This window comes from Oryzobacter terrae, assembly GCF_042756445.1.
GTDB classification, from domain to species: Bacteria; Actinomycetota; Actinomycetes; order Actinomycetales; family Dermatophilaceae; genus Oryzobacter; species Oryzobacter terrae.
On sequence record NZ_CP170578.1, the window covers coordinates 2,808,440 to 2,834,048 of the forward strand.

Sequence of the window (25,609 nt, forward strand, 5' to 3'; positions counted from 1 at the left end):
GGTGTGGCGTCCGTAGTGCTCGTGACCGGGGTCTCCCGGTACCTGGGTGGACTCCTCGCGCGCCGGCTCGTCAAGGAGCCCGGGATCGCGCGCGTCGTCGGCGTCGACGTCATCCCGCCCGCCCAGGACATGAGCGGCGTCGAGTTCGTCCGCGCCGACATCCGCAACCCGATGATCGCGCGGGTCATCGAGAGCGCCGGCGTCGACACGGTCGTGCACATGAACGTCATCGCGACGCCCACCTTCGTCGGGGGACGCACTCCGCAGAAGGAGATCAACGTCATCGGGACGATGCAGCTGCTCGCGGCCTGCCAGAAGTCGAGCACCGTGCGGCGCCTCGTCGTCAAGTCGTCGGCGGCGGTCTACGGCTCGACGTCGCGCGACCCGGCGCTGTTCACCGAGGACATGGGCGCCAAGCGCTCGCCGTCCGGCGGGTTCGGCAAGGACAGCATCGAGGTCGAGGGCTACGTCCGCGGATTCGCCCGGCGCCGCCCCGACACCGAGATCCTCACCCTGCGCTTCGCCAACATCATCGGCCCGCGGATCCGGACCTCGATCACCGACTACTTCAACCTCCCGGTCATCCCCGCCCCGCTCGGCTTCGACGCGCGGATGCAGTTCATGCACGAGGACGACGCCATCGACGCGCTCGTCGTCGCCACCACGGGCGAGGCCACCGGGGTCGTCAACCTCGCCGGCGACGGCGTCATCACGGTCCTCCAGGCGGCGTCCATCGTCGGGCGCCCCGTGCTGCCCCTGCCGCTGCAGTCGGCGTCCTTCGTCGGCGGCGTCGCCAAGCGGCTGCGCCTCGCCGACTTCTCGGCCGACCAGATGTCCTTCCTCGCCTACGGCCGCGGCCTGGACACCACGCGGATGCACGAGCTGCTCGGGTTCTCGCCGCGCTGGACCTCCCGCGGTGCCTTCGAGGACTTCGCCCGCACCGTCGGTCCGGCCATCCCCGCCGCTGCCGTCGTCGGCGACGTCGTGAGCGGCGTGGCCGGGAGCGCGAGCCAGGCCGTCCTCCGGGCGCTCGGCACGGGGAGGGGTCTGTGATGGCGGCCCGTCCCGGAAGCCTCGCCGCGGGCGCCGCCCGTGCGTCGGGTGAGCGCGCGCGCCGCCGCTCGACGCCGCTCATCGGCGCCGACGCGGTCGAGGTCGCGCCCGAGAGCACCGCGCCGCCGGTGCGGTCCACCGGGCGGCGAGCGTCCGCGACGACGAAGGCGACGGCCACGACGGCGTCCGCCACGAAGGCGACCTCGAAGAAGGCGTCCGCTCCGAAGGCGACCTCGAAGAAGGCGTCCGCTCCGAAGGCGTCCGCTACAAAGGCGTCGGCCACGAAGGCGACCTCGACGAAGGCGTCCTCGAAGAAGGCGTCCGCCACGAAGGCTGCGGCCACGAAGGCAACCTCGAAGACGTCCGCCACTAAGGCGGCGGCGACGAAGAAGGCGACGTCCACCACGGCGACGGCAGCGAAGGCCGCGAAGGTCACCGCGCCGCCGACGGTGACTCCTCCCGCGCCGCCGGCAGGAGAGACGCCGGCACCGCTCGCGTCGCCCGCGGCCGCGCCCGTGCGCGAGGCGGCCTCGGTCACCCCGCTCCAGACGACCCCGGCCCGCCGCCCGCACCGCCCGGCGCCGAAGATCACCTCCGCGCCCTCGCGCGCGGCGTCGCGCCAGGCCGGCGAGCGCCGTGGTCGCCCGTCGGCAGCAGCCCGCCCGCCGGCCGGCGACCCCACCCCGACGGACGCCACCGCCGACGTCCCGGGCGGGACCACCGACCCCGGCGCCGCGTCCTCCGAGACCCCCGGCACCCGTCGCCCCCGCGTCGACCCCCGGACCAAGGCCGCGCGCGACGCCGCGCGGCCGCACCTGCGCATCGCCGAGCCGCCGCTCGACCCCACGGTCACCGAGGCGCCCTCGCGCACCGGCCTCCCGCTGCCCGACGTCGCCGACGTCCTCGAGGGCGTCGTGACGATGCTGCGCGTCGGCGCCGAGGCGGCGGGGATCTCCCCCGAGGACGTCGAGCGTCGCATCGCGCAGGTCCTCGCCTACATCCGGCGCCGGGTCGAGGGCGACTACGAGGTCGACGACTTCGGCTACGACGCCGACTTCACCGAGAACGTCTTCTACCCGATGCTGCGCCCGATCTACCGGAACTGGTTCCGGGTCGAGGTCCGCGGGATCGAGAACATCCCCGCCGAGGGCGGCGCCCTCGTCGTCTCGAACCACTCGGGCACCGTCGCCCTCGACTCGCTCATGGTCCAGCTCGCCATCCACGACGAGCACCCCCAGCACCGGGTCATGCGTGCCCTCGGGGCCGACCTCGTCTTCTCGACCCCCTTCCTCGGCACCGTCGCCCGGCGCTCGGGCTCGACCCTCGCCACGAACGAGGACGCCGAGCGGCTCTTCCACCGCGGCGAGCTCGTCGGCGTCTTCCCCGAGGGGTTCAAGGGTGTCGGCAAGCCGTTCCGCGAGCGCTACAAGCTCCAGCGGTTCGGGCGCGGGGGCTTCGTCGCCGCAGCGCTCGCCGCGCAGGTCCCGATCGTCCCGTGCTCGGTCGTCGGCGCCGAGGAGATCTTCCCGATCGTCGGCAACATGGGCACCGTCGCCCGGCTGTTCGGGCTGCCCTACGCGCCGATCACCCCCACCTTCCCGCTGCTCGGCCCGCTCGGCCTCATCCCGCTGCCGAGCAAGTGGATCATCGAGTTCGGCACGCCGATCCCCACCGACACCCACGGCCCCGGCGCCGAGGACGACCCGATGCTCGTCTTCGACCTCACCGACCAGGTGCGCGAGACCATCCAGCAGACCCTGTACACCCTGCTGATGCAGCGGCGGTCGGTGTTCTTCTGATGTCGGGCGACCTCGTGCCCGAGGGGGCCGACGCGCTGCGCCTCCCGGTGCGCGTCCTCCTCGTCGGCCGCGAGGGGTGCCACCTGTGCGACACCGCGCGGGCCGCCATCGAGAAGGTCACCGCCGAGCTGGGGGTCGGGTGGGAGGAGCGGTCGGTCGACGACGACGCCGACCTGCGCGAGGAGTACGCCGAGCAGATCCCCGTCACCTTCGTCGACGGCCGGCAGCACGACTACTGGCGGGTCGACGAGACCCGGCTGCGCGCCGCCCTCCTCGCCCCGCCGCCCGCCTCCTGACCACGACCGTCACCGAACCTCCGGTGTGCCACCCGACATCGGGCGACACACGGGAGGTTCGGTGACGTCAGGGCGTCCGGGACGCCCGCCGCGTACGGGCGGGCCGGGAACAGCGGGGCGTGCTCCGCGCTTGTAGCACACGGCGCCCGTGACCCTTCTCACGGGGTTCGACGCGACTTTGTGCATGGCTTCACAAGACCGTAGGCTGGGCGTTCTTGACCCGCGCGTCGTGCCGCTGGGCGCGACCGGCCGTGTCCACCACACGCGGCGCGGGCCCGCGAAAGGAGTCGGTGACCGCCTGTGTCCACCGCAGCGACAGCCCGCCGGGGCATCCCGGAGGCCTCCGTCGCCCGCCTGCCCGGGTACCTGCGCGCCCTCACCGCCCTGGCGCGCGACGACATCGCGTCGGTGAGCTCCGAGGAGCTCGCCGCGGCGGCCGGGGTCAGCTCGACCATGCTGCGCAAGGACCTCAGCCACCTCGGCTCCTACGGGGTGCGCGGCGTCGGCTACGACGTAGAGCGGCTCGCCTCCGAGATCGCGGCCGTCCTCGGGCTCACCCAGGACTGGCCGGTCGCCATCGTCGGGATGGGCAACCTCGGCCGCGCCCTCGCGGCCTACCGCGGGTTCGCCGAGCGCGGCTTCCGGGTCATCGCCCTCCTCGACCGCGACCCCGGTGTCGTCGGTGAGGAGGTCGCCGACCAGGTCGTGCGCCCGATGTCCGACCTCGGCCGGCTCGTCGAGGACGAGGGGCTGGCCATCGGCGTCATCGCCACCCCGCCGGAGGGAGCGCAGGAGGCGTGCGACGACCTCGTCGCCGCCGGGATCCGCTCGCTGCTCAACTTCGCCCCCGGCGTCCTCACCGTCCCGGACGGCGTGACCGTGCGCTCGGTCGACCTGTCCACCGAGCTGCAGATCCTCGCCTTCCACGGCCAGCGGGTCGCGGTCGCGGAGGTGGTCTCGTGAGCCTCGTCGTCCTCGGCCTGTCGCACCACGGCGCGCCGCTGTCGCTCCTCGAGTCCGTCGCCCTCACCCCCGAGGCGCGCACCGAGCTCGAGCGCGCGGTGCTGCGCTCCGAGCACGTGACCGAGGCCGTCGTCGTCTCCACGTGCAACCGCACCGAGGTCTACGCCGAGTGCCTCACCTTCCACGGGGCCCTCGCCGACGTCACGAGCGCGCTCGCCGCGGCGTGCTCCGTCGACCGCGGCGACCTCCAGCCGCACCTCTACGTCCACTACGAGGAGCGCGGCATCGCGCACGTGTTCTCCGTGGCCGCCGGGCTCGACTCGATGGCGGTCGGCGAGGCGCAGATCCTCGGCCAGGTCCGCCGCTCCCTGGCCCGCGCGCAGCGCCACGGCCACGTCGGCCCCGGGCTCAACGCGATCCTCCAGCAGGCGCTGCGCGTCGCGAAGCGGGTGCACTCCGAGACCGGCATCGACCTCGTGAGCGGCTCGCTCGTCCAGGCCGGCCTCGCCCGCGCCGAGGCGGCCATCGGCCCGGTCGCCGACCTCGCCGTCCTCGTCGTCGGCGCCGGCGGGATGGGCGCTCTCGCCGCCACGACCGTCGCTCGCGAGGGCGCCCGCACCGTCGTCGTCGCCAACCGCAACCACGACCGCGCGCGCTCGGTGGCCGAGCGCGTCGGTGGCACCGTCCGTCCCCTCACCGACCTCAGGGACGCGCTCGCCGACGCCGACGTCGTCGTCACGAGCACCGGCGCGCCGGGCCGCATCGTCGTCCTCGACGACGTCGCCGAGGCGATGGCCACCCGCGGCGGTCGCCCGCAGGTCTACATCGACCTCGCCCTGCCGCACGACGTCGACATCGCCGTCAGCGAGCTCGAGGGCGTGACCCGCGTCGGCCTCGGCGAGCTCGGCGAGGACCTCGCGGCCGCCGGGTCGGCACCCCAGGTCGCCGACGCCACCGACCTCGTCACGGCCGAGGTCGCCGCCTACCTCCTCGAGCGCTCCTCGGCGGCCGTCGCGCCGACCGTCACCGCGCTGCGGACCCGCGCCGGCGAGCTCGTCGACCTCGAGCTGGCCCGCCTCGAGCGCCGCACCCCCGACCTCAGCGACGCCGAGCGGGCCGAGGTCCGCCGTGCCGTCGAGCGCGTCGTCGACAAGCTGCTCCACACCCCGACCGTCCGGGTCAAGGAGCTCGCCCAGGACGGCCAGGGCGGCAGCTACGCCCGGGCGCTCTCCGAGCTGTTCGACCTCGACCCCCGCGACGTCTCGGTCGTCTCGGTCCCGCCGACGCTGCCGGGGGAGGACGCATGAGCACCCTGCGCCTCGGGACCCGCCGGTCGGCCCTTGCGACCACCCAGTCCCGCTGGGTGGCCGACCGCCTGCGCGCCCTCGGCCACGAGGTCGAGCTCGTCGAGGTGACGACCGAGGGCGACCGCGACCAGGCGACCCCGCTCGCCCAGCTCGGCGGCACCGGGGTCTTCGTCTCCGCCCTGCGGGTCGCCCTCGCCGACGGACGCGTCGACCTCGCCGTGCACTCCCTCAAGGACCTGCCGACCGCCACCGACGCCTCGGTGACCGTGGCCGCGGTGCCCGTGCGGGAGGACCCGCGCGACGCCCTCGTCGCCCGCGACGGCCTCACCCTCGGCGAGCTGCCCGCCGGGGCCCGCGTCGGCACCGGGTCGCCGCGCCGCCGGGCGCAGCTCGCCGCCCTCGGCCTCGGCCTCGAGATCACCGACCTGCGCGGCAACGTCGACACCCGCCTGGCCCACGTCGCCGACGGTCGCCTCGATGCCGTCGTCCTCGCCGCCGCGGGGCTGCGCCGCCTCGGCCGGGTCGGCGAGGTCACCGAGCTCCTCGACCCGATCCAGATGCTCCCGGCCCCGGGGCAGGGCGCCCTGGCCGTCGAGGTCCGGTCCGACGACGCCGCCACCGCCGCGGTCGTCGCCGCCCTCGACGACGCCGACACCCGTGCCTGCACCACGGCCGAGCGCGCCCTCCTCGCCGAGCTCGAGGCGGGGTGCTCCGCGCCCGTCGGCGCGCTCGCCGAGGTGGTCGAGGGGATGGAGGGGCCTGAGCTGTCGCTGCGGGCCGTCGTCACCACGACCGACGGCTCCGCCGACCTGCGCCGCTCCGTCGTCGGCGACGTCACCGACGCCGCCGACCTCGGCCGCCGCCTCGCGCGCCTGCTCCTCGAGGACGGCGCCGCCGACCTCATGCACGACCCCCCAGCCCCGCCGGACCCCTCGTCCGGCGCCCCCGACCAGCCGTCCACCGCCGACCCCATCGTCATGGAGCGTGCCCAGTGAGCCCCACGCGCTCGTCCACCCCGTCCACCACCCGCGTCCCCGCGCGCGTCGCCTTCGTCGGCGCCGGCCCGGGCGACCCCGGCCTCCTCACGGTCCGTGCCGGCGAGCTGCTCGCCGTCGCCGATGCCGTCGTCATCGACCAGGTCGCCCGCGAGGCCGTCGTCTCGCGCTGGTGCGCCGAGGGCGTCGACGTCGTCGACGCCGGCCACGGCGACCACGGGGAGCGCCTCACCCAGGCGTCCCGCGCCAAGCTCGTCGTCAAGGCCGCCAAGGCCCACCCCGGCGGTCTCGTCGTGCGCCTCATGGACGGCGACCCCGCCGTCTTCAACGGCCTGGCCGAGGAGGCGCAGGCCTGCGTCAAGGCCGGCATCGCCGTCGAGGTCGTCCCCGGTGTCAGCTCGGTCACGGCCGTGCCGTCGTACGCGGGGATCCCGCTGACCTCCGCCTCGTCCACGGGGATCCACGTCCTCGCCGCCGGCGGCAAGGTCGGCGACCTCGCCGCCGTCGTCGACCCGGGCGTCACGGTCGTCGTCATCGGCCAGCCCGACAAGGCGACCGTCACCCTCGAGGCGCTCGTCGCCGCGGGGCGCGACGCCTCGACCCCGGTCGCGGTCACCGAGCGCGGCACGAGCACCGAGCAGCGCACCACGGTGACGACGCTCGCCGAGGCCGCCGCGGTCATGTCCGACGGGCGCTTCCCCGTCCTGGCCGTCGTGGGGTCCACTGTCCCCATGCGCGAGACGCTGTCGTGGTTCGAGACCAAGCCGCTGTTCGGCTGGGAGGTCCTCGTGCCGCGGACCAAGGAGCAGTCGGGCTCGATGACGGCGCGCCTGGAGCAGCACGGTGCCACCGCCGCGGTCGTCCCGACGATCTCGGTCGAGCCGCCTCGTACCCCCCAGCAGCTCGAACGGGCCGTCAAGGGCATGGTCACCGGCCGCTACGAGTGGGTCGGGTTCACCTCGGTCAACGCCGTGCGCGCCATCCGCGAGAAGTTCGACGAGTTCGGCCTCGACGCGCGCTCGTTCGCCGGCCTCAAGGTCGCGGCGGTCGGTGGGGTCACGGCGCAGGCGTTGCGCGACTGGGGCATCCAGCCCGACCTCGTCCCCGACGAGGAGCAGTCCGCCAAGGGCCTGCTCGACGCGTGGCCTCCCTTCGACCACGACCTCGACCCCATCAACCGGGTGTTCCTCCCGCGGGCCGACATCGCGACCGAGACCCTCGTCGCCGGCCTGCAGGAGATCGGCTGGGAGGTCGACGACGTCACGGCGTACCGCACGGTCCGGGCCACCCCGCCGCCGGCGCCGGTGCGCGACGCCATCAAGTCGGGTGCCTTCGACGCCGTGCTGTTCACCTCGTCCTCCACGGTGCGCAACCTCGTCGGCATCGCCGGCAAGCCGCACCCCACGACGGTCGTGGCGTGCATCGGACCGGCCACGGCGAAGACCGCCGAGGAGCACGGCCTGCGGGTCGACGTCCTCGCCCCCGAGCCCACCGCCGAGGCCCTCGTCGACGCGCTCGCCGACCACGGACGCTCCCTCGCGCTCGCGGCCCAGGAGGCCGGTGAGGACGTCCTGCGTCCGAGCCAGCGTCGTCCCGGTTCGCGGCGCCGGGCCACCTGAGGCCGGGCCGGCCTCCCGTGGGCTACCCCGAGATCCGTCCGCGCCGCCTGCGCCGCACCCCGGCGCTGCGGCGGCTCGTCGCCGAGACGCGGCTGCACCCGGCCGAGCTCGTGCTGCCCGTCTTCGTCCGCGAGGGCATCGACGCGCCGCGTCCGATCGGGTCGATGCCGGGCGTCGTCCAGCACACCCTCGACTCGCTCGTCGAGGAGGGGCGGCGCTGCGTCGACGCCGGGCTCGGCGGGATCATGGTGTTCGGGGTGCCGTCGTCGAAGGACGCGCGGGGCTCGGGCGCCGACGACCCGGACGGCATCCTCAACGTCGCGCTCGCGCGGCTGCAGGACGCCGTCGGGGACGACCTCGTCGTGATGTCGGACCTCTGCCTCGACGAGTTCACCGACCACGGCCACTGCGGGGTCCTCGCCACCGACGGCTCGGTCGACAACGACGCGACCCTCGACCGGTACGCCTCGATGGCGCTCGCCCAGGCTGCGACCGGCGCGCCCGTCCTCGGGCTCTCGGGGATGATGGACGGCCAGGTCGGCTACGTGCGCGCCGCCCTCGACGCGGCCGGGCACACCGACACGGTGATCCTCGCGTACGCCGCGAAGTACACCTCGGGGCTCTACGGGCCGTTCCGCGAGGCCGTGAACTCCTCGCTCGTCGGCGACCGGTCCACCTACCAGCAGGACCCGGCGAACGCCACGGAGGCGCTGCGCGAGCTCGAGCTCGACATCGCCGAGGGCGCCGACATCGTCATGGTCAAGCCCGCCGGTCCGCACCTCGACGTCATCGCCGCGGCCGCCGCCATGTCGCCGGTTCCCGTTGCGGCGTACCAGATCTCGGGCGAGTACGCCCAGATCGAGGCCGCGGCCGAGCGCGGCTGGATCGACCGTGAGCGGGTCATGATGGAGTCGCTGCTCCACATCCGTCGGGCGGGCGCGCAGGTCGTCCTCAGCTACCACGCGCTCGAGGCCGCCGCCCGCCTCTGAGCAGGAAACCGCGTTGCCCGAGGGTCCAGTGGGCCCTAGCGTCGAGGCCGTGATCTCCGACCTGCGGCTCCTGACCGTCGACGCCCACGACCCCCTCGCCCTCGCCACCTTCTGGGGCGGCGTCCTCGAGCGCGAGATCGTCCCGGCGGACAGCGGGGGATGGTCGCTGGTCCCGAACCGGGAGAACGAGTTCCGCATCCACTTCCAGCCGAGCGAGGAGCCGAAGCGGGGGCCGAACCAGATGCACTTCGACCTCACGAGCGCGACCGACGCGGCGCAGGCCGGCACGGTCGAGCGGGTGCTCGCGCTGGGTGGGGCGCACCTCGACGTCGGCCAGGGTCCGGACGCCGACCACGTCGTCATGGCCGACCCCGAGGGCAACGAGCTCTGCGTCCTGCCGGCGGGCAACGACTTCACGGCGGGCTGCGGGCCGATCGGCTGCCTGTCGAGCGACGGCTCGCCGGACGTCGGACACTTCTGGAGCGACGCCCTCCGGTGGCCGCTCGTGTGGGACCAGGACGAGGAGACCGCCATCCAGTCGCCGCGCGGCGGGTCGAAGATCTCGTGGGGCGGTCCGCCCTACAACGACAGGCTCGGCAAGAACCGGCTCCACCTCGACCTCGTCCCGCAGGACGGCACCGACCTCGAGACCGAGGTCGAGCGGCCCGCCGCGCTCGGGGCGACGCGCGCCGACATCGGGCAGGGGGACGTCCCCTGGGTCGTCATGGCCGACCCCGACGGCAACGAGTTCTGCGTCCTCCCACCGTCGTTCGCCGCGCCTCCTCCATCCTGAAGGGACCCGGTCGGTCGCTCCTCAGCCGCCGCTCGCCGCCGCGTGCGCGGCGGTCACGACGCCCACGACCGTCTCGAGCTCGTCGGGCGTGCGCGGGCCGAAGAGCATGACGAAGCCGGCAGCCAGCCGGGTCCCGGCCCACGGGTGGGGGACGCCCCAGCCGCGGGCGACGAGGTCGGCCGCCTGGCCGGCGGGCAGCGCGAGGTGGAGCGAGCCGTCGTACCCGGGGTGGAGGTGCGCGAACTCGCGAGCGTCCGGGACGAGGAAGGCGTCGTCGGGGCCGGAGCCCTCGGGCAGCACGAAGGCGCGGGCGCCCGGGACCGAGATGAGGGAGTCGGCGCCCGTGACGCCGGGCAACGCGCTGACCCGCGCGAACAGGGCCTCCTGGAGGTCGGCAGGGGCGTGCTGCGACAGCTGCTGCTGCGGGATCGCCCACGACACGTCGGGTCGCGGGCCGACGCGGTCCGGCAGCGCGCCGCCGGGCAGCGTCGGCCAGCGGACGCCGGACGGCGCACCGACCGGTGCGGCCGGAGTCGCCCGGAGGTGGAGGAAGCGCTCCGCGACCCAACCGGCCAGCCGGTGGAGCGTGGCGGCGGTGATGCCGTGGCCCCCGGGGTCGCGGCGCCCGACGGTGGGCGCGCCGGACTCGGTGTGGAGGTAGCGCCACGTGCGGTCGAGCAGCTCGCGGGGGATGACGTGGTCGGCCTCGCCCTGCGCGACGAACACCGGCAGGTGCGACAGGCGGCTCGGCTCGACCGGGACGCCGGCGTCGAAGGGCAGCGTGCCGTGGAGGACGGCGGCGCCGGCGTACCGCGCCGGGTCGGCGAGGGCGAGCCCTCCGGCGAAGGCCGCACCCCCGCTGAACCCCACGAGGACGACCGGGCGGCCGGAGGGGGCGACGTCGTCGAGCCACGTGCGGAACCACGACATCGTCGCCTCGAGGGAGGAGGCCACCGGCCGCCCGATGCCGCGGTTGGCGAACCACGCGTAGCCGCCGCCCTCGGCGATCGGGGCCCGCACCGCCGCGTAAGCGACGCCGCCGGGCAGGTGCGGTGCGAGCGAGATGATCTCCTGCTCGTTCGAGCCACGACCGTGGAGGAGGACCACGAGCGGGGCCGCGGGGTCGTCGGACCCGTGGGTCGCCACGACCGGCGCACCGAACGTCGTCGGCGCCGCGCTCACGAGGCGTCCAGCGGCACGAGCTCGGCGGCGGTGCGGACTCCGGACCACCGGGCGACGTCGGCCGCGAGGTCGAGGCGCTCGACCGGTGCCGCGTCCTCGAACTCGCCCCAGCTGGCGCGGGGGAGCATCCACATGACCTCGAACTCGTTGCCGTCGGGGTCCTGGCCGTAGATGCTCTTCGTCGCGCCGTGGCTCGACTCACCGCCGTGGGCACCGAGGGCGAGCAGGGTGCGGCGGGCCTCGACGAGCTCGTCGATGGTGTCGAGCTGCCACGCGAGGTGGTAGAGCCCGAGCGCCCCGCGAGGACGGGGCGGCTGGGCGCCGACCCCGAACAGGCCGAGGTCGTGGTGGTTGCCCGAGCGGGGCAGCCGGAGGAAGGCGGCGCTCGCGCGGGGCTCGCGCGCCATGACCGTCATCCCGAAGGCCTGCTCGTAGAAGGTGATGCTGCGCTCGAGGTCGGCGACGAACAGCACGGCGTGGTTGAGGCGGACGGGGCTGACGGTCATGGCACGTGGCTCTCTGCTGTGGGTGGGTGGTGGGGAGGGGTCAGGCAGCGACGCCGAAACCGCCGGTCCAGGCGATCTTCTCGGCGGCCGCGAGGCTGATCTGGAGGAAGCCGACGGCCTCGAGCTCGCGGGCGCGACGCAGGGAACCGGCGTCGACGGCCTTGAGGCCGCCCGAGGTGACGATCCCGGCCAGGACCGCCTTGGCGTCGGCGTCGTCCCCGGCGATCAGGACGGTCGTCGTGAGGTCGCCGACGGTGCCGGAGGCGAGGGTGCTCGCGAAGTTGGTGTTGAACGCCTTGAGGACGCGCGAGTCGGGGAGGGCCGCCGCGATGCCCGCGGTGGCGGAGGCGTCGGTGGGGACGGTGAGCCCGTCGAACGTCTCGAAGTCGACCGGGTTGGTGATGTCGACGACGATCGTGCCGGCGAGGTGGGCACCGCGGGCCGCGATGACGTCGGCGACGGCGGCGTGGGGGACCGCGAGGACGACGACGTCGCCGAGCGGGGTGTCGGCGTCGTGCTGGCCGAGCAGCTGGACGGTGTGACCGCCGCGGCCGGCGAGGGCGGCGATCGCCTGACCCATGTTTCCGGTGCCGATGATCGAGATGGTGGCCATGGTGTGCTCCTTCGAGAGGTATTGGTTGTTGCTACAAGTAACGCTACCATCCTAAAGGTTGTTCCTTCAACTATTGACCGCGTACGCTGGGGGCATGGAGACGACGACCTGGCTGACCCCCGAGGAGCGCGCGGCGTGGCTGCGCCTCATCGCGGTCGTCGAGCTGCTGCCCGGTGTGCTCGACGCCCAGCTGCGGCGCGACGCGGGCGTCAGCCACTTCGAGTACTTCGTCCTCGCGATGCTCTCGGAGGCGCCCAAGCGCACCCTGCGGATGACCTCCCTCGCGCAGCGGACCAACGCCACGCTCCCTCGGCTCTCCCACGTCGTGCAGCGCCTCGAGGCCGCCGGCCTCGTCGAGCGCGTTCCCTGCCCCACCGACCGGAGGGCGACGAACGCCCTTCTCACGCAGGCGGGCTGGGACGCCGTGGTCGCCGCTGCGCCCGGCCACGTCGCGACGGTGCGCGAGCGCGTCATCGACCCCCTGACTCCGACCCAGGTCGCCCAGCTCGCCCGGATCGGCGACGCCGTCCTGACCCGTCTCGACCCGGAGGGCCGGATGAGCGGGCTCCTCGACCCGACCGCGGATCACACCTGAGGGGCGACACGCGTTCCACCGGCATGGAGCCGAGAACCGCCGTGACCCTCGTCCCGATCGACCCTGCCGAGCTGGAGGTCGTCCGACGCACCGGCCGCGACCTCCACGGGCACGAGGTCGAGCCGATCACCGACGCCGAGGGTGGTTCCCAGCTGCGGTGCTGCCTCGCCCGCAGCCGCGCCGGCGAGGGGCTCCTGCTCCTGTCGCACGCGCCCCTCGGGGTGGACCGGCCGTGGCGCGAGGTCGGGCCGGTGTTCGTCCACGCCCACCCGTGCCCGACCACGTACGAGGACGGGACCGTCCCGGTCTGGCTCGACGAGGGTCCGCGGGTGCTGCGCGCCTACGACGCGTCCGGCGCGATGCGGTACGGGGTCAACCGCATCGTCGCGGCGGGGGAGGGGGTGGAGGCTGCCCTGGCCGAGGTCCTCGCGGACCCCGACGTCGTCGAGGTGCACGTGCGCAACCTCCTCGCGCAGTGCTTCATCGCGAGGGCCGTGCGCGCCGGCCGGCCGTGACGAAGGCCGCCGCCCGCACCCGGTGGGGTGGGACGGCGGCCTCGTGGTGCTCCGACCGGAGGACCGGAGCGGGAGACGTGGCTCAGGCCTGGAGGGCGAGCTGCACGTCGAGCTTGAGCTTGATCTTCTCGGAGACGAGGACGCCGCCGGTCTCGAGGGCCGCGTTCCAGTTCAGGCCCCACTGGGTGCGGTCGATCTCGCCCTCGGCCTCGAAGGCGGCCTTGGTGTTGCCCCACGGGTCGGTCGCGACACCGTTGAAGTCGACGCCGAGGGTGACGGGCTTCGTGACGTCCTTGATCGTGAGGTCGCCGACGAGCTTGTCGCCGGTGAACGAGGTGCTGACGAAGCGCATCTCCGGGTAGGTCTCGACGTCGAAGAAGTCGGCGCTGCGGAGGTGGCCGTCACGGTCGGCGGTGCCGCTCGAGATCGAGGCGGTCTTGATGGTGACGTCGGCGACCGAGTCGAGGACGTCGTCCTTGACGGTCACGGTGCCGCCGACCTCGGTGAAGGAGCCGCGGACCTTGGTCACCATGAGGTGGCGGGCGACGAAGCCGACCTCGGAGTGGGTGGGGTCGAGGGCCCAGGTGCCGGCGGGGAGCTCGTTGATGTTCGCCATGGTGGTTCTCCTTCTGGAAGGTCGTGGTCACGTCGGACGCTTCCGACGTTAGTTGACTCTTCAACTAATCTCCACCCGGCACGCATTCCGTCGTCTCACATCCTGGGACGATTCGTGGTCACGAGTCGGTCACCTCACGGCGGGGGCCATGCCGGACAGTGGCACTGACGTGCCACGATGGGGCCCATGTCCGACGGCGAGGTCCGCTGGCTCAACGAGGGTGAGCAGGTGTCCTGGCGCGCCTTCCTCCGGGCCTCGCGCGAGCTCGACGTCGCCTTCGACCGCGACCTGCAGGCCGAGGGCATCAGCCTCTCCGAGTACGAGCTGCTCTCGATGCTGTCCGAGTCGCCGATGGGCCAGTTGCGGATGTCGACCCTCGCCGCCCTCATCGTCCAGTCGCGCAGCCGGGTCACCCACACCGCGGCGCGGCTCGAGCGACGGGGGTGGGTCGTGCGGACACCGGCACCCGACGACGGGCGCGGGGTCCTGCTCCGGCTCACCGACGACGGCCAGGGCGCCATCGAGCGCCTCGCGGTCGTCCACGTCGCGAGCGTGCGCCGCCACCTCGTCGACGTCCTGACGCCCGAGCAGTTCGCCGCGCTGGGCGAGGCGATGCAGGCGGTCCGCGACGCCTATGCGGCCGACCCGACGATGCCCGAGGCGGAGTGCTGAGCTCCCGAGCGCGATGATGGAGGGCGTGACCTCCTCGCAGCCCGGACCCACCGACCCCCAGAGCGGCCCGACCGACGCGCCGGCCTCCGCAGCCCTCCTCGCCCGTGCCCGGGCGGTGACACCGGGGGGCGTCAACTCCCCGGTGCGGGCCTTTCGCGCCGTCGGCGGCACCCCGCGCTTCATGATCAGTGGCGAGGGGGCGTGGCTCACCGACGCCGACGGGCGCTCCTACGTCGACCTCGTCTGCAGCTGGGGGCCGATGATCCTCGGCCACCGCCACCCCGAGGTCGTCGCGGCGGTCGAGTCGGCGACGGCGCGCGGGTACTCGTTCGGCACGCCGTCCGAGAACGAGGTCCTCCTCGCCGAGGAGATCGTCGCCCGGGTCGACCCGGTCGAGCAGGTCCGCCTCGTCTCCAGCGGCACCGAGGCGACGATGAGCGCCATCCGCCTCGCCCGCGGGTTCACCGGGCGCTCCCTCGTCGTGAAGTTCGCCGGGCACTACCACGGCCACGTCGACTCCCTCCTCGTCAGCGCCGGCTCCGGCGTCGCGACCCTGGCGCTGCCCGACTCGGCCGGGGTCCCGACCGAGACGGCCGCCGAGACCCTCGTCCTGCCGTACAACGACGTCGCGGCGCTCGAGGCCGTCTTCGCCGCCCGCGGTGCCGAGATCGCCTGCCTCGTCACCGAGGCCGCCGCCGGCAACATGGGCGTCGTCCCGCCCGAGCCGGGGTTCACCGAGGCCCTGCGGCGGGTCACGGCCGAGCACGGCGCCCTCCTCGTCTCCGACGAGGTGATGACGGGCTTCCGCGTCTCGCGCGCCGGATGGTGGGGCCACGAGGGGGTCGACGTCACCCCCGACCTGCTGACCTTCGGCAAGGTCATGGGCGGCGGCTTCCCCGCGGCCGCGTTCGGGGGACGCCGGGACGTCATGGCGATGCTCGCGCCGGAGGGGCCGGTCTACCAGGCGGGCACGCTGTCGGGGAACCCCGTCGCCACCGCCGCGGGGCTCGCGACGCTGCGCGCCTGCGACGACGACCTCTACGGCCACCTCGGCCGGGCGGCCCACGCGATCGCCGACGCGGCCTCCGCCGCCCTGGCCGCCGAGGGCGTCGCCCACCGCGTCCAGTGGGCCGGCTCGATGTTCTCGGTGTTCTTCCGCGAGGGCGAGGTCCGCACCTACGACGACGCCCGCGACCAGGACACGGCCGCCTTCGGGCGCTTCTTCCACGCGATGCTCTCGGCCGGCGTCTACCTCCCGCCGAGCGCGTACGAGTCGTGGTTCGTCTCCGGCGCGCACGACGACCGGGCGGTCGAGCACGTCCTCGCGGCGCTGCCCGGGGCGGCCCGCGCGGCTGCCTCCGGCTGAGGCCCGGACGCGGGCGGGGGGCCCGAGGCAACCGGACCTCCGGTGGGGCACCCCGACCTTCGCGGTGTCCCACCGAAGGTTGCGGCATCAGGCGGGAAAGCGGGGGCGCAGGGGGAGACCGGGCGGGGTCGGCGGCTCCCCGGGGGGTTTGCGACAATCAGTGGCATGACGACCCAGCCCGAGGCCGGCGGCGCCGTCGCCGACCCCGTGCGCACCGTCGTCCACCTCCTGCGCCACGGCGAGGTCCACAACCCGCACCGCATCCTCTACGGGCGCCTCGCGGGCTACCACCTCTCCGACCTCGGCCGGCGGATGGCCGACCTCGCCGCCGAGCACCTCGGCGACCACGACATCGTCCACGTCGTGTCGAGCCCGCTGGAGCGCGCCCGCGAGACGGCGGCACCGATCGCCGCCGACCACGACCTCGAGGTCGTCGTCGACGAGCGCGTCATCGAGGCGGGCAACGCCTTCGAGGGGCTCGACGTCGCCGGCGGCAAGGGCTTCCTGCGCCACCCGCGGATGATCCCGAAGATGCTCAACCCGTTCCGGCCCTCGTGGGGCGAGCCCTACGTCGAGATCGTCGAGCGGATGCGGGCGGCGGTCGTCGACGCCCGTGAGGTCGCCCGGGGGCACGAGGCCGTCATCGTCAGCCACCAGGCCCCGATCTGGATGATCCGCCTCGCCACCGAGGGCCGCTCCCTCGTGCACAACCCGGCGCGACGCGAGTGCTCCCTCGCGTCGCTGACGTCGCTGACCTTCATGGGCGACGAGCTGCTCTCGCTGTCGTACAGCGAGCCGGCCGCCTCACTCCTCCCGCAGGCCCAGCCCGGGGCGGGCGCATGACCCGACGGCCCACGACCCGGCTCGCCGGGGCGCTCGCCGCCACGGTGCTCGTGCTCGGAACGGCGGCCTGTTCCGAGGACCCGAACTCCATTGCCGCACAGGCGAAGGCGGGCGACCAGAAGGGCTACATCTCGGGTGACGGCGCCGTCGAGACGATCGCCGTCGCCGACCGCGGGGAGCCGGTGACCCTCGAGGGTGAGCTCGTCGGCGGTGGCACGTGGGCGAGCGCGTCGGCCCGTGGCACCGACGTCGTCGTCCTCAACGTCTGGGGGTCGTGGTGCGCGCCGTGCGTCGCCGAGGCCCCCGACCTCCAGAAGGTCTGGTCGGACCTCCAGGCCGAGGACGAGCCGGTGCAGTTCATGGGCATCGACTTCCGCGAGGGCCCGGCCAGCGGCGCCGCGTTCGCGAAGAAGGCCGGCATCACCTACCCGAGCCTCAGCGACAAGGCCGGCGTGCTCATCCTCGACCTCCAGGGCAAGGCCCCGACCGTCCCCACGACCCTCGTCCTCGACCTCGAGGGCCGCATCGCCGCCCGGGTCAACGGCCCGGTCAGCGCGTCCACCCTGCGCGGCCTCGTCGACGACGTCCTCGCCCAGTCGTGACCCCCGCCGTCGCCGCCCCCGCGGCCGTGCTCGCCGCGGGCGACACGGTGACGTCGGGGGCGCTGCCCCTCGCCGTCGCGGTCGCCGCCCTCGCCGGGCTGGTCTCGTTCGCCAGCCCGTGCGTCCTGCCCCTCGTCCCCGGCTTCCTCGGGTACGTCGGGGGCCTCACCGGCGAGGCCGAGCGGCGCCGCGGGCGCACCGTGCTCGGGGCCGTGCTCTTCGTCGCCGGCTTCACGGCGGTCTTCGTCCTCACCTCGGTGTTCGTCACCGGGGCCGGGCGGGCCCTCGTCGAGCACGGTGAGCTCCTCCTGCGGGTGGGCGGGGCCCTCGTCGTGCTCATGGGGCTCGTCTTCGTCGGCGTCGGCGCCCGCTTCGGCAGCCAGCGGGAGGCGAAGCTGCACTGGCGCCCGCGCGCCGGGCTGCTCGGGGCCCCGCTCCTCGGCGCCGTCTTCGGACTCGGCTGGGCGCCGTGCACCGGTCCCACGCTCGCCGCGGTGCTCGTCATGGCCAGCGCGAGCCAGGACCCCGAGGTCGCGCGCGGCGCTGGCCTGGCCGTCGCCTACGGCCTGGGCCTCGGGCTGCCCTTCGTCCTCGTCGCCGCCGGCCTCGACCGCGCCGGACGGGTGTCGCGCTGGCTGCGGCGGCACCAGCGCCGGATCCAGCTCGCCGGGGGCGTCGTCCTGGTCGTCGTCGGCCTGCTCATGCTCACCGGGGTCTGGGAGGACCTCAACCGCTGGCTGCAGACCGAGCTCGTCGACAGCTTCCGGGTGGCCCTGTGAGCACCGGGACGGCCCAGCGGCCCGACGTCGTCCAGCCGAGGCTCGGGCTCGTCGGCTGGCTGCGCTGGACGTGGCGCCAGCTGACGAGCATGCGCACCGCGCTGTTCCTCCTCCTGCTCCTCGCCGTCGGCGCCATCCCCGGGTCGACCTTCCCCCAGCGCTCCATCGACGCCCCCCGCACCGCGCAGTACATCGCCGACAACCCGACCGCGGGGAAGGTCCTCGACGCCCTCGGGTTCTTCGAGGTCTACGCCTCGCCGTGGTTCGCCGCGATCTACCTGCTGCTCTTCGTCTCGCTCATCGGCTGCGTCCTGCCCCGCACGCGGATCCTCTGGCACCAGGTGTCGTCGACCCCGCCGAAGGCGCCGCGCCGCCTCGATCGCCTGGCGGCACACCGCAGCACCGAGCTCGACGGCGACCCCGACGAGGTCCGCGAGCGGCTGCGCGCCGCCCTGCGCCGGCGTCGGTACCGGGTCCACGCCCACGACGACACGACCCTGTCGGCCGAGAAGGGCTACGTCCGGGAGGCCGGCAACCTCGTCTTCCACGTGGCGCTCATCGGGATCCTCATCGGGGTCGGCTGGGGGCACCTCCTCGGCTGGAAGGGCGACGTCATCGTGCCCGAGGGAGAGACGCTCGCGAACACCCTGTCGCGCTACGACACCTTCAACCCCGGGCCGTGGGTCGACGTCAACGACCTCGAGCCCTGGACCCTCGCCCTCGAGCGGCTCGACGTGGAGTTCGAGACCGAGACCAAGGGCCGCGGCCAGTTCGGCGCCCCCCGCGACTTCGAGGCGACGACGACCTTCACCCCGGGCGACGGCGACCCCGAGCAGCGCGCCGTGCGGGTCAACGGCCCGCTCGAGACCGGCGACGGCACCGTCTTCCTCCTCGGCAACGGGTACGCCCCCCGGATCACGGTGCGCGACGCCCAGGGCACCGAGCTGTACTCCGAGCCCACCGTCTTCCTCCCGCAGGACGACAACTACACCTCGGTGGGAGCGGTCAAGGTGCCCGGGGCCAGCCCGAAGGGCCTGGGCTTCGCCGGCTTCTTCCTGCCGACCGGCGTCATCGACAGCACGTCCGGGCCGCACTCGATCTTCCCCGACACCCTCGACCCGCAGCTCGCCCTCACGGCGTTCGAGGGCGAGCTCCTCCCCGGTGGGCGGCCGCAGTCGGTCTACGCCCTCGACACCGAGGAGATGACCCCGATCGCCGGCGCGGACGGCACCGACCAGCTGCGGATCCTCCTCAAGCCGGGGCAGACCTTCGAGCTCCCGGGCGGCCGCGGATCGATCACGTTCGACGGCGTCGAGCGCTTCGCGGGCTTCTCGGTGCGCACCGACCCCGGCAAGCTGTTCACCCTCGTCTCCGCGATGGCTGCCCTGTTCGGGCTCGTCGCCTCGCTCGTCGTGCGCCGTCGAAGGCTCTTCGTGCGGGTTTCACCCGGCGGCTCGCCGGGTCGTACCGTGGTCTCCGTCGGCGGCCTGGCCAAGGACGACGACGAAGGGATGGGCGACGAGGTCGCCGCCGTCCTGGACGCCCTCGAAGGAGCTCGATGACCGACACGACGCTGGCCCAGCTCTCGAACCTGGCCATCTACTCGGCGATGGCCGTGCTGACCCTCGCGATGGTCGTGTACGCCGTGTACCTCGCCCGCTTGGCGCCCGCGCGCGCCCGGTCCGAGGTCTCCGAGCGCGAGCTCGTCGCCGCCGGGGGAGCGGACGCGCCGTCGTCACCAGAGCCCCCGGCCGTCGACGAGGCGGAGGTCGAGTCGACCGGGGCCCGCCGGGCCGCCGGCGTCGCCTGGACCCTCACCCTGCTCGGCACCCTGATGACGGTCGCGGGCGTGGTCCTGCGCGCCCTCGAGGTGCACCGGTGGCCGCTGGGGAACATGTACGAGTTCGCCATCGTCGGCTGCATGCTCACGCTCGTCGCGTACGCCGCGTGGTCCAGCCGCCGCGACCTGCGCTGGCTCGGCCTGTTCGTCGTCGGACCGGTGCTGCTGACCCTCGGGCTGGCCATCACCGTCTGGTACACCGACGCCTCCGAGCTCATGCCGTCGCTGCGCTCGATCTGGCTGGCCATCCACGTGTCCGTCGCGACCCTGTCGGTGGCCCTGTTCACCATCGGCTTCTCGCTCGGGATCCTCTACCTCGTCCAGGCCAGGCTCGAGGCGTCCGACCCGCGGCCCCCGTCGTTCATGGACCGGCTGCCCGACGCGCGCGCCCTCGAGCGGCTCACCTACGCCATCCACGTCGTCGCGTTCCCGCTGTGGTCCTTCACGCTCATCGCCGGCGCCATCTGGGCCCGCCAGGCGTGGGGCGCCTACTGGAGCTGGGACCCCAAGGAGGTGTGGACGTTCGTCATCTGGACCGTCTACGCCGCCTACCTGCACGCCCGGGCCACGACCGGCCTGCGCCGCCAGAGCGCGGCGTGGATCGCCCTCGCCGGCTTCGGCTGCATCATCATCAACTACGCCGTCGTCAACGTGTTCTTCGTCGGCCAGCACTCGTACTCGGGGCTCTGACCGTGCTGCGCTACACCCTCCTGCGGTTCCTCGTCTTCTTCGGCTGCCTCGCCGTGCTCTGGCTGGCCGGGCTGCGCGAGGAGGAGGAGATGCTCCTCCTCGTCGTCGGCGCCGCCCTGCTCTCGGCCGTGGTCTCGTTCGTCGTGCTGCGCCGCTTCCGCGAGGACTACTCGGCCCAGCTCGCGACGAGGCTGGAGGAGCGGGCGGCGGCGAAGCAGGCCGCCGTCCCCGACCGCCCCACCGACGAGGACGACGAGGACGCCGAGGTCGGCCGCACCCGTGAGGGCGACGGAGACTTCCGCTGAGCACCGCACCGGGAGGCAGCCCGTGATCGAGATCCTCAGCCCCACCGAGGTGGCGCGCGGGCGGGAGACCGGCGCCCTCGTCGCCGACATCCTCGCGTCGCTGCGCCGCCGGGTCGTCGTCGGCACCAACCTGCTCGACATCGACCGGTGGGCGAAGGCGATGATCGTCGAGGCCGGGGCGCTGTCCTGCTACGTCGACTACGCGCCGTCCTTCGGTCGTGGCCCCTTCGGCCACCACATCTGCACGTCGGTCAACGACGCCGTCCTCCACGGCCTGCCGCACGACGAGACCCTCGCCGACGGTGACCTCCTCTCGCTCGACCTCGCGGTCTCGCTCGGCGGCGTCGTGGCCGACTCGGCGATCAGCTTCGTCGTCGGCGACGCGCGGCCCACCGAGAGCGTCGCGATGATCGACGCGACCGAGCGCGCCCTGGCGGCGGGGATCGCCGCAGCCGTCCCGGGGGCCCACCTCGGCGACGTCTCGCACGCCATCGGCTCGACGCTCACCGGTGCCGGGTACTCGGTCAACACCGAGTTCGGCGGCCACGGCGTCGGCTCGACGATGCACCAGGACCCGCACGTGTCGAACACCGGGCGGCCGGGGCGGGGGTTCCGCCTGCGCCCCGGCCTGCTGCTCGCCCTCGAGCCGTGGGTCATGGCCGACACCGACCGCCTCGTCACCGATGCCGACGGGTGGACGCTGCGCAGCGCCACGGGCTGCCGCACCGCGCACAGCGAGCACACGATCGCCATCACCGAGGACGGCGCCGAGATCCTCACCCTGCCCACCTCCGCCTGACCGACGGTCCGGCAATCCGGTTGCCGCGCGGGCGAGCGTCCTGCGACGCTCGCCCGATGGAGCCCCGCACCGTCCAGCCGCCGTACGACCGCCTTCTCGCCACCGCCGAGGCGGTCGCGCAGGACCGGCCGGAGGTCGACCTCGACCTGGCGCGTGAGGTCTTCCTCGAGGCGGCGACCCTGCTCGACGACGGGCTCGCGCTCGACGGCCTCGACGACCACGACGCCGACGCCGTCATCGCCGGGCTGTGCGCCGACCTCGTCGACGCCGACCCCGCGGCCGCCGTCACGGCCCGGGCCGAGGCCGCCCTGGCCGCCCCGGGCGACCTCCACGACCCGGCCGGGGTCGCGGCGTCGCTGCGCGTCTCGGCCGTGATCCTCCAGCTCTGACGCCGGCCGCGGTCGGCCCACCGGGAGGGCGCCGCCGACCCGTGGTCACGGGACGGTCAGGCTGCCACACTGGTCGCGTGTCCACCGGTGACGCCGCGGTCCTGACCCGGCTGCTGGCCGCCTTCAACGCCCACGACCTCGACGAGATCATGGGCTTCTTCGCCGAGGACTGCGTGCTCGAGACGCCGCGCGGTGCGGACCCGTGGGGGACCCGCTTCGAGGGCCGCGAGGCCGTGCGCGAGGGGCTGGCCCAGCGCTTCCGCGGTCTGCCCGACGTCCACTACGGCGAGGACGAGCACTGGGTCGTCGGCAACCGGGGCGTCTCGCGCTGGCTGCTCACCGGGACGACGACCGACGGCGAGAGCGTGCGGGTGCGCGGCTGCGACCTCCTCGACCTCGACGACGCCGGGCTCGTGCGGCGCAAGGACTCCTACTGGAAGATCGTCCACCCCTGACGTTCGGAGGACCCCGTGTGGATGTGGCTGTGGATCGGGCTGTTCGTGGCGGTCGTCCTCGCGGCGGCGTTCTGGATCGACCGGCGACGCGGGGGCACGGGCGAGGCCCGCAAGCTCGACCTCCCGGGCACGAAGAGCGGACGACCCAGGCGGATCGACTCCGGCGGGGGTGGCGGGATGTGGGGCATGTGAGGCGCCCCCGGGCCGGGGCTGCCGCAACCGTTCAGGGACGGCGCCCGGCCGGCGTCAGCGCAGCGCGACGGCGACGACGACGCCGAGGGCGGTGAGCACCGCGTAGGCCACCTCGTAGAGGCCGGTGCCCGCGAGGACCGGGACGAGGTCGCGTCCCGCGGCGTCGCCGAGGACGGTCCGTACCGACCGGACGCCAAGCGGGAGCGCGAGGAGGCCGACGAGCGCCCACGGGGTGCTCAGCGCCATGCCGAGCAGGACGAGGACGGAGACCCCGACGAGGACGGCGTAGAGGATCCGGGTGCGGTGGTCGCCGAGGCGCACGGCCAGGGTCTGCTTGCCGTGGAGGGTGTCGGTCGGGATGTCGCGCAGGTTGTTCGCGACGAGGATGGCCGAGGCGACGGCGCCCACCCCGACGGCGCCGAGGACGCCGAACCACGAGACGGCGCCGGCCTGGGTGTACTGCGTGCCGAGCGTCGCCATCAGGCCGAAGAAGACGAAGACGTAGACCTCACCCAGGCCGCGGTAGCCGTAGGGGTTGTTCCCGCCGGTGTAGCGCCAGGCCGCGAGGACGGCCAGCGCGCCGAGGGGAAGGAGCAGCCAGGCCCGCGAGAGCGCGACGAGGGCCAGCCCCGCCAGCGCCCCGGCACCGAAGGCGAGGAAGGCCGCGACCTTGACGTTGCGCGGGTCGGCGAGGCGCTGGCCGACGAGGCGGACCGGACCCACCCGCGCCTCGTCGGTGCCGCGGATGCCGTCGGAGTAGTCGTTGGCGTAGTTGACCCCGACCTGGAGCGCGAGCGCGACGACGAGGGCGAGGATCGCGAGCGCGGCGTCGGCCCGTCCGAGGAGGTGGGCCGCGGCGGTGCCGAGGACGACGGGGGCGATGGCGGCCGGGAGCGTGCGCGGGCGCGCACCGGCGGCCCACTGGGACAGTGAGGCCATGGGTGGGGTCAGAGGTCCTTGAGGAAGTCGGGGTCGTCGTCGGGGCCGCGGGGCGGGCGCTGGTCGCGCCCGCGCCGGTGGTCGTCCCACCGCTGCTGCTGGCTGCGGCCGTCGGCCGCCGAGCGCTGGGGTCGGCCCGCGATGAGCCAGGCGGCCGGGCCGACGACCGGGAACAGGAGGATGAGCAGCAGCCAGCCGATCTTGGGCAGGTTGCGCACCGCGGGGTCCGGCGTCTGGATGGCGTCGACGACGCAGTAGATCGTCAGCGCGAGGCTGAGGACCACGGGCACGTAGCGGAGCACGACGTCATCATCCCACGGTGAACAGGGCCGCCACCGCACGCCGGTCGGGCTTGCCCGGACCGGCGAGGGGGACCCGGTCGGCGGTGCGCACCCGGACGGGGAGGGCGTGGTCGGGGAGGACGCCCCGCAGGAGCGCGCGCAGGTCGGCGACGCTCGGGTCGGGTCGCCGCACCACCGGATCCATGACGAGGAGGACGCTCACCGCCTCGCCCCACTCGGGGTGCGGCGTCCCGACGACGACGACCTCGCCGACCCCCGGGACGTGGGCGAGCACCGCCTCCTCGACGAGGCGTGGCGCGACCTTGACCCCGCCGGTGTTGACGAGGTCGTCGAGCCGGCCGTCGACGTGGAGGCGGGCGCGCTCGTCGGTGTGGCCGACGTCGTCGGTGCGGAACCAGCGGACGCCGTCCTCGTCGGTGCCGAACGCGGCCTGCGTGAGGTCGGGCCGGCCGAGGTAGCCGTGCGCGACGGTGGCCCCGCCGAGGTGGATCCGCCCGGTGTCGTCGAGCGCGACCTCGGTGCAGGACAGGGGCTGTCCGTCGTAGACGCAGCCGCCGGCCGTCTCGCTCATGCCGTACGTGGCGACGACCGTGACGCCGGCGCTCGAGGCCCGGCGGCGCAGCCGGGGAGGGAGGGCGGCACCGCCGACGAGGACGGCGTCGAGGCTGCGCAGGGCCGCCGGAGCGTCGGGGTCGTCGAGGAGGCGGAGCAGCTGGGTCGGGACGAGGCTCGTGTAGTGGCGCGTCCCGGGCTCGAGGCGGCTCGTGGCGGCGCGGAAGGCCCGCGGGGTGAACCCGCCGGTGAGGTCCATCGCCACCGGGGTCGTCCCGGCGTCGACCGAGCGCAGCAGCACCTGGAGACCGGCGACGTGGTGCGCCGGGAGGGGGAGCAGCCACTGCCCGGGGCCGCCGAGCCGCTCGTGGGTGGCGCGCGCGCTGGCCCGCAGGGCCCCCGTCGTGAGCAGGGCGCGCTTCGGGGTCCCCGTCGAGCCCGACGTCCCGACGACGACGGCGAGGTCGTCGGGGAGGTCGGCCGGCCCGTGGTCGGGCAGCGGGGGTGCGGGGCCCGAGGCGTGGTACGGCGCGACGGGCGCCCCACCGGCGAGGGCCTGCTCGAGCCGGGGCAGGAGGGCGAGCGCGTCCTCGCCGGCAGGGACGGCGAGCTCCTCGAGGACCAGGTCCCCCCGCGGGACCGGGCGGCCCGTCATCGGTGGATGTGCTCGAGCCAGTCCGTGGGGACCCGGCCGCGTGGACCGGGGGACGGCTGGTCGTCGGGGCGCGACGTGGGGGCGGCGAGCGCCGGGCCCGCGACGACGGCCTCGGCCTCGTAGTCCCAGAACCAGTCCTCGCCGGGCTCGTAGCTCTGGACGACGGGGTGCCCGGAGGCGTGGGCGTGGGCCGTGGCGTGCTGCCCGGGCGAGGTGTCGCAGCAGCCGACGTGCCCACAGGCCGCGCAGCGGCGCAGGTGCACCCACCACCCGGGAGGGTCGTGGGCGTCGCAGTCGGCGCAGCCCGGACCGCTCGGGGCGACCGTGGGGTCGATGCCGTCGTGCGCGTCGACCTCGTCGCTCATCGCGTGGACCTTCCTCGTCAGGG

General features: G+C 74.4%; 31 protein-coding genes. 23 read left to right on the top strand and 8 right to left on the bottom strand.

All coding sequences use genetic code 11. The features are described from left to right. Nucleotides 1-3 precede the first annotated feature (3 nt). From ACFWN3_RS13365 to ACFWN3_RS13405, 9 genes are all read left to right on the top strand, one after another. Nucleotides 4-1,053 (top strand): NAD-dependent epimerase/dehydratase family protein, encoded by a 1,050-nt coding sequence (locus ACFWN3_RS13365; protein WP_377640343.1) that lies wholly within the window; start codon nucleotides 4-6, stop codon nucleotides 1,051-1,053. Continuing rightward, nucleotides 1,053-2,852, top strand: coding sequence for a 1-acyl-sn-glycerol-3-phosphate acyltransferase (locus tag ACFWN3_RS13370; protein ID WP_377640345.1), 1,800 nt, complete (start codon nucleotides 1,053-1,055; stop codon nucleotides 2,850-2,852). The genes ACFWN3_RS13365 and ACFWN3_RS13370 overlap by 1 nt, the downstream gene beginning before the upstream one ends. Further along, nucleotides 2,852-3,148: a glutaredoxin family protein gene (locus ACFWN3_RS13375; protein ID WP_377640346.1), complete on the top strand. Its 297-nt coding sequence runs from the start codon at nucleotides 2,852-2,854 to the stop codon at nucleotides 3,146-3,148. Before ACFWN3_RS13370 ends, ACFWN3_RS13375 begins: the two co-directional genes overlap by 1 nt. A 300-nt stretch (nucleotides 3,149-3,448) precedes the next feature. Next, complete coding sequence (locus ACFWN3_RS13380) at nucleotides 3,449-4,111, top strand: redox-sensing transcriptional repressor Rex (protein WP_377640348.1); 663 nt, start codon at nucleotides 3,449-3,451, stop codon at nucleotides 4,109-4,111. Beyond that, complete coding sequence (locus ACFWN3_RS13385; RefSeq protein ID WP_377640350.1) at nucleotides 4,108-5,418, top strand: glutamyl-tRNA reductase; 1,311 nt, start codon at nucleotides 4,108-4,110, stop codon at nucleotides 5,416-5,418. Before ACFWN3_RS13380 ends, ACFWN3_RS13385 begins: the two co-directional genes overlap by 4 nt. Next, nucleotides 5,415-6,413: a hydroxymethylbilane synthase gene (hemC, locus tag ACFWN3_RS13390; RefSeq protein WP_377640352.1), complete on the top strand. Its 999-nt coding sequence runs from the start codon at nucleotides 5,415-5,417 to the stop codon at nucleotides 6,411-6,413. The genes ACFWN3_RS13385 and hemC overlap by 4 nt, the downstream gene beginning before the upstream one ends. Further along, a complete protein-coding gene (locus ACFWN3_RS13395; protein ID WP_377640354.1) occupies nucleotides 6,410-8,032 on the top strand; it encodes a uroporphyrinogen-III synthase in 1,623 nt (540 codons plus the stop codon). Before hemC ends, ACFWN3_RS13395 begins: the two co-directional genes overlap by 4 nt. Nucleotides 8,033-8,049: 17 nt before the next feature. Continuing rightward, the gene (hemB, locus tag ACFWN3_RS13400; protein WP_377640355.1) at nucleotides 8,050-9,021 is read left to right on the top strand and encodes a porphobilinogen synthase; all 972 of its coding nucleotides are present in this window, start codon (nucleotides 8,050-8,052) and stop codon (nucleotides 9,019-9,021) included. Between the two features lie 49 nt (nucleotides 9,022-9,070). After that, nucleotides 9,071-9,814: a VOC family protein gene (locus ACFWN3_RS13405; RefSeq protein ID WP_377640357.1), complete on the top strand. Its 744-nt coding sequence runs from the start codon at nucleotides 9,071-9,073 to the stop codon at nucleotides 9,812-9,814. Between the two features lie 21 nt (nucleotides 9,815-9,835). On the opposite strand, the gene ACFWN3_RS13410 is transcribed toward ACFWN3_RS13405, so the two are convergent. The 3 genes from ACFWN3_RS13410 to ACFWN3_RS13420 are packed head-to-tail and all read right to left on the bottom strand — an operon-like array spanning nucleotide 9,836 to nucleotide 12,115. Next, nucleotides 9,836-10,996 carry a luciferase family protein gene (locus tag ACFWN3_RS13410; RefSeq protein WP_377640358.1) on the bottom strand — a complete coding sequence of 387 codons (1,161 nt, stop codon included), beginning with the start codon at nucleotides 10,994-10,996 and terminating at the stop codon, nucleotides 9,836-9,838. After that, nucleotides 10,993-11,502 carry a VOC family protein gene (locus tag ACFWN3_RS13415; protein WP_377640359.1) on the bottom strand — a complete coding sequence of 170 codons (510 nt, stop codon included), beginning with the start codon at nucleotides 11,500-11,502 and terminating at the stop codon, nucleotides 10,993-10,995. Before ACFWN3_RS13415 ends, ACFWN3_RS13410 begins: the two co-directional genes overlap by 4 nt. Before the next feature lie 40 nt (nucleotides 11,503-11,542). Beyond that, nucleotides 11,543-12,115 (bottom strand): NADPH-dependent F420 reductase, encoded by a 573-nt coding sequence (locus ACFWN3_RS13420; RefSeq protein WP_377640361.1) that lies wholly within the window; start codon nucleotides 12,113-12,115, stop codon nucleotides 11,543-11,545. A 94-nt stretch (nucleotides 12,116-12,209) separates the two neighbouring features. On the opposite strand from ACFWN3_RS13420, the gene ACFWN3_RS13425 reads away from it, so the two are divergent. Further along, complete coding sequence (locus ACFWN3_RS13425) at nucleotides 12,210-12,710, top strand: MarR family winged helix-turn-helix transcriptional regulator (protein ID WP_377640363.1); 501 nt, start codon at nucleotides 12,210-12,212, stop codon at nucleotides 12,708-12,710. Between the two features lie 41 nt (nucleotides 12,711-12,751). Then, nucleotides 12,752-13,225, top strand: a complete 474-nt coding sequence (locus ACFWN3_RS13430; protein WP_377640365.1) for a DUF1203 domain-containing protein — start codon at nucleotides 12,752-12,754, stop codon at nucleotides 13,223-13,225. A gap of 82 nt (nucleotides 13,226-13,307) precedes the next feature. On the opposite strand, the gene ACFWN3_RS13435 is transcribed toward ACFWN3_RS13430, so the two are convergent. Further along, on the bottom strand, nucleotides 13,308-13,841 hold the full coding sequence (locus tag ACFWN3_RS13435; RefSeq protein WP_377640367.1) for a YceI family protein: 534 nt from the start codon (nucleotides 13,839-13,841) through the stop codon (nucleotides 13,308-13,310). A gap of 186 nt (nucleotides 13,842-14,027) precedes the next feature. Between ACFWN3_RS13435 and ACFWN3_RS13440 the strand changes: the two genes are divergently transcribed. The 12 genes from ACFWN3_RS13440 (at nucleotide 14,028) to ACFWN3_RS13495 (ending at nucleotide 22,773) form a co-directional block, all read left to right on the top strand. Then, nucleotides 14,028-14,513, top strand: a complete 486-nt coding sequence (locus ACFWN3_RS13440) for a MarR family winged helix-turn-helix transcriptional regulator (RefSeq protein WP_377640369.1) — start codon at nucleotides 14,028-14,030, stop codon at nucleotides 14,511-14,513. A gap of 25 nt (nucleotides 14,514-14,538) precedes the next feature. Beyond that, nucleotides 14,539-15,879: a glutamate-1-semialdehyde 2,1-aminomutase gene (gene hemL / locus ACFWN3_RS13445; RefSeq protein ID WP_377640371.1), complete on the top strand. Its 1,341-nt coding sequence runs from the start codon at nucleotides 14,539-14,541 to the stop codon at nucleotides 15,877-15,879. A gap of 207 nt (nucleotides 15,880-16,086) precedes the next feature. After that, nucleotides 16,087-16,722 carry a histidine phosphatase family protein gene (locus ACFWN3_RS13450; protein ID WP_377645608.1) on the top strand — a complete coding sequence of 212 codons (636 nt, stop codon included), beginning with the start codon at nucleotides 16,087-16,089 and terminating at the stop codon, nucleotides 16,720-16,722. Then, on the top strand, nucleotides 16,719-17,324 hold the full coding sequence (locus ACFWN3_RS13455) for a TlpA family protein disulfide reductase (RefSeq protein WP_377640373.1): 606 nt from the start codon (nucleotides 16,719-16,721) through the stop codon (nucleotides 17,322-17,324). The genes ACFWN3_RS13450 and ACFWN3_RS13455 overlap by 4 nt, the downstream gene beginning before the upstream one ends. Next, nucleotides 17,321-18,103 carry a cytochrome c biogenesis CcdA family protein gene (locus ACFWN3_RS13460; protein ID WP_377640375.1) on the top strand — a complete coding sequence of 261 codons (783 nt, stop codon included), beginning with the start codon at nucleotides 17,321-17,323 and terminating at the stop codon, nucleotides 18,101-18,103. Before ACFWN3_RS13455 ends, ACFWN3_RS13460 begins: the two co-directional genes overlap by 4 nt. Next, on the top strand, nucleotides 18,100-19,665 hold the full coding sequence (locus ACFWN3_RS13465) for a cytochrome c biogenesis protein ResB (protein WP_377640377.1): 1,566 nt from the start codon (nucleotides 18,100-18,102) through the stop codon (nucleotides 19,663-19,665). The genes ACFWN3_RS13460 and ACFWN3_RS13465 overlap by 4 nt, the downstream gene beginning before the upstream one ends. Next, on the top strand, nucleotides 19,662-20,633 hold the full coding sequence (gene ccsB / locus ACFWN3_RS13470; protein WP_377640379.1) for a c-type cytochrome biogenesis protein CcsB: 972 nt from the start codon (nucleotides 19,662-19,664) through the stop codon (nucleotides 20,631-20,633). Before ACFWN3_RS13465 ends, ccsB begins: the two co-directional genes overlap by 4 nt. Nucleotides 20,634-20,635: 2 nt before the next feature. Next, a complete protein-coding gene (locus ACFWN3_RS13475) occupies nucleotides 20,636-20,938 on the top strand; it encodes a DUF4229 domain-containing protein (RefSeq protein WP_377640381.1) in 303 nt (100 codons plus the stop codon). A gap of 22 nt (nucleotides 20,939-20,960) precedes the next feature. Then, nucleotides 20,961-21,737, top strand: coding sequence for a type I methionyl aminopeptidase (gene map, locus ACFWN3_RS13480; protein ID WP_377640382.1), 777 nt, complete (start codon nucleotides 20,961-20,963; stop codon nucleotides 21,735-21,737). Nucleotides 21,738-21,793: 56 nt separating this feature from the next. After that, on the top strand, nucleotides 21,794-22,126 hold the full coding sequence (locus ACFWN3_RS13485; protein ID WP_377640384.1) for a hypothetical protein: 333 nt from the start codon (nucleotides 21,794-21,796) through the stop codon (nucleotides 22,124-22,126). 77 nt (nucleotides 22,127-22,203) lie between these two features. Next, nucleotides 22,204-22,581 (top strand): nuclear transport factor 2 family protein, encoded by a 378-nt coding sequence (locus ACFWN3_RS13490; protein WP_377640386.1) that lies wholly within the window; start codon nucleotides 22,204-22,206, stop codon nucleotides 22,579-22,581. A gap of 21 nt (nucleotides 22,582-22,602) precedes the next feature. Continuing rightward, nucleotides 22,603-22,773: a hypothetical protein gene (locus ACFWN3_RS13495; protein ID WP_377640388.1), complete on the top strand. Its 171-nt coding sequence runs from the start codon at nucleotides 22,603-22,605 to the stop codon at nucleotides 22,771-22,773. Nucleotides 22,774-22,827: 54 nt separating this feature from the next. On the opposite strand, the gene ACFWN3_RS13500 is transcribed toward ACFWN3_RS13495, so the two are convergent. From ACFWN3_RS13500 to ACFWN3_RS13515, 4 genes are read right to left on the bottom strand one after another with little or no spacing between them, the layout of a single operon-like run. After that, the gene (locus ACFWN3_RS13500) at nucleotides 22,828-23,712 is read right to left on the bottom strand and encodes a 1,4-dihydroxy-2-naphthoate polyprenyltransferase (protein ID WP_377640390.1); all 885 of its coding nucleotides are present in this window, start codon (nucleotides 23,710-23,712) and stop codon (nucleotides 22,828-22,830) included. A gap of 8 nt (nucleotides 23,713-23,720) precedes the next feature. Further along, nucleotides 23,721-24,014, bottom strand: coding sequence for a PLD nuclease N-terminal domain-containing protein (locus ACFWN3_RS13505; protein WP_377640392.1), 294 nt, complete (start codon nucleotides 24,012-24,014; stop codon nucleotides 23,721-23,723). Between the two features lie 7 nt (nucleotides 24,015-24,021). Continuing rightward, nucleotides 24,022-25,221, bottom strand: coding sequence for an o-succinylbenzoate--CoA ligase (menE, locus tag ACFWN3_RS13510; protein WP_377640394.1), 1,200 nt, complete (start codon nucleotides 25,219-25,221; stop codon nucleotides 24,022-24,024). Continuing rightward, nucleotides 25,218-25,586, bottom strand: coding sequence for a UBP-type zinc finger domain-containing protein (locus ACFWN3_RS13515; RefSeq protein ID WP_377640396.1), 369 nt, complete (start codon nucleotides 25,584-25,586; stop codon nucleotides 25,218-25,220). Before ACFWN3_RS13515 ends, menE begins: the two co-directional genes overlap by 4 nt. Nucleotides 25,587-25,609: the final 23 nt, after the last annotated feature.

Bases quoted from the DNA above. Each gene is read 5' to 3' on its own strand.
- ACFWN3_RS13455 (WP_377640373.1), top strand. From the start codon at position 16,719: ATGACCCGACGGCCCACGACCCGGCTCGCCGGGGCGCTCGCCGCCACG.
- ACFWN3_RS13425 (WP_377640363.1), top strand. From the start codon at position 12,210: ATGGAGACGACGACCTGGCTGACCCCCGAGGAGCGCGCGGCGTGGCTG.
- ccsB (WP_377640379.1), top strand. From the start codon at position 19,662: ATGACCGACACGACGCTGGCCCAGCTCTCGAACCTGGCCATCTACTCG.
- ACFWN3_RS13440 (WP_377640369.1), top strand. From the start codon at position 14,028: ATGTCCGACGGCGAGGTCCGCTGGCTCAACGAGGGTGAGCAGGTGTCC.
- ACFWN3_RS13370 (WP_377640345.1), top strand. From the start codon at position 1,053: ATGGCGGCCCGTCCCGGAAGCCTCGCCGCGGGCGCCGCCCGTGCGTCG.
- ACFWN3_RS13420 (WP_377640361.1), bottom strand. From the start codon at position 12,115: ATGGCCACCATCTCGATCATCGGCACCGGAAACATGGGTCAGGCGATC.
- hemC (WP_377640352.1), top strand. From the start codon at position 5,415: ATGAGCACCCTGCGCCTCGGGACCCGCCGGTCGGCCCTTGCGACCACC.
- ACFWN3_RS13375 (WP_377640346.1), top strand. From the start codon at position 2,852: ATGTCGGGCGACCTCGTGCCCGAGGGGGCCGACGCGCTGCGCCTCCCG.
- ACFWN3_RS13435 (WP_377640367.1), bottom strand. From the start codon at position 13,841: ATGGCGAACATCAACGAGCTCCCCGCCGGCACCTGGGCCCTCGACCCC.
- menE (WP_377640394.1), bottom strand. From the start codon at position 25,221: ATGACGGGCCGCCCGGTCCCGCGGGGGGACCTGGTCCTCGAGGAGCTC.
- ACFWN3_RS13415 (WP_377640359.1), bottom strand. From the start codon at position 11,502: ATGACCGTCAGCCCCGTCCGCCTCAACCACGCCGTGCTGTTCGTCGCC.
- ACFWN3_RS13500 (WP_377640390.1), bottom strand. From the start codon at position 23,712: ATGGCCTCACTGTCCCAGTGGGCCGCCGGTGCGCGCCCGCGCACGCTC.
- ACFWN3_RS13485 (WP_377640384.1), top strand. From the start codon at position 21,794: ATGGAGCCCCGCACCGTCCAGCCGCCGTACGACCGCCTTCTCGCCACC.
- ACFWN3_RS13515 (WP_377640396.1), bottom strand. From the start codon at position 25,586: ATGAGCGACGAGGTCGACGCGCACGACGGCATCGACCCCACGGTCGCC.
- ACFWN3_RS13495 (WP_377640388.1), top strand. From the start codon at position 22,603: ATGTGGCTGTGGATCGGGCTGTTCGTGGCGGTCGTCCTCGCGGCGGCG.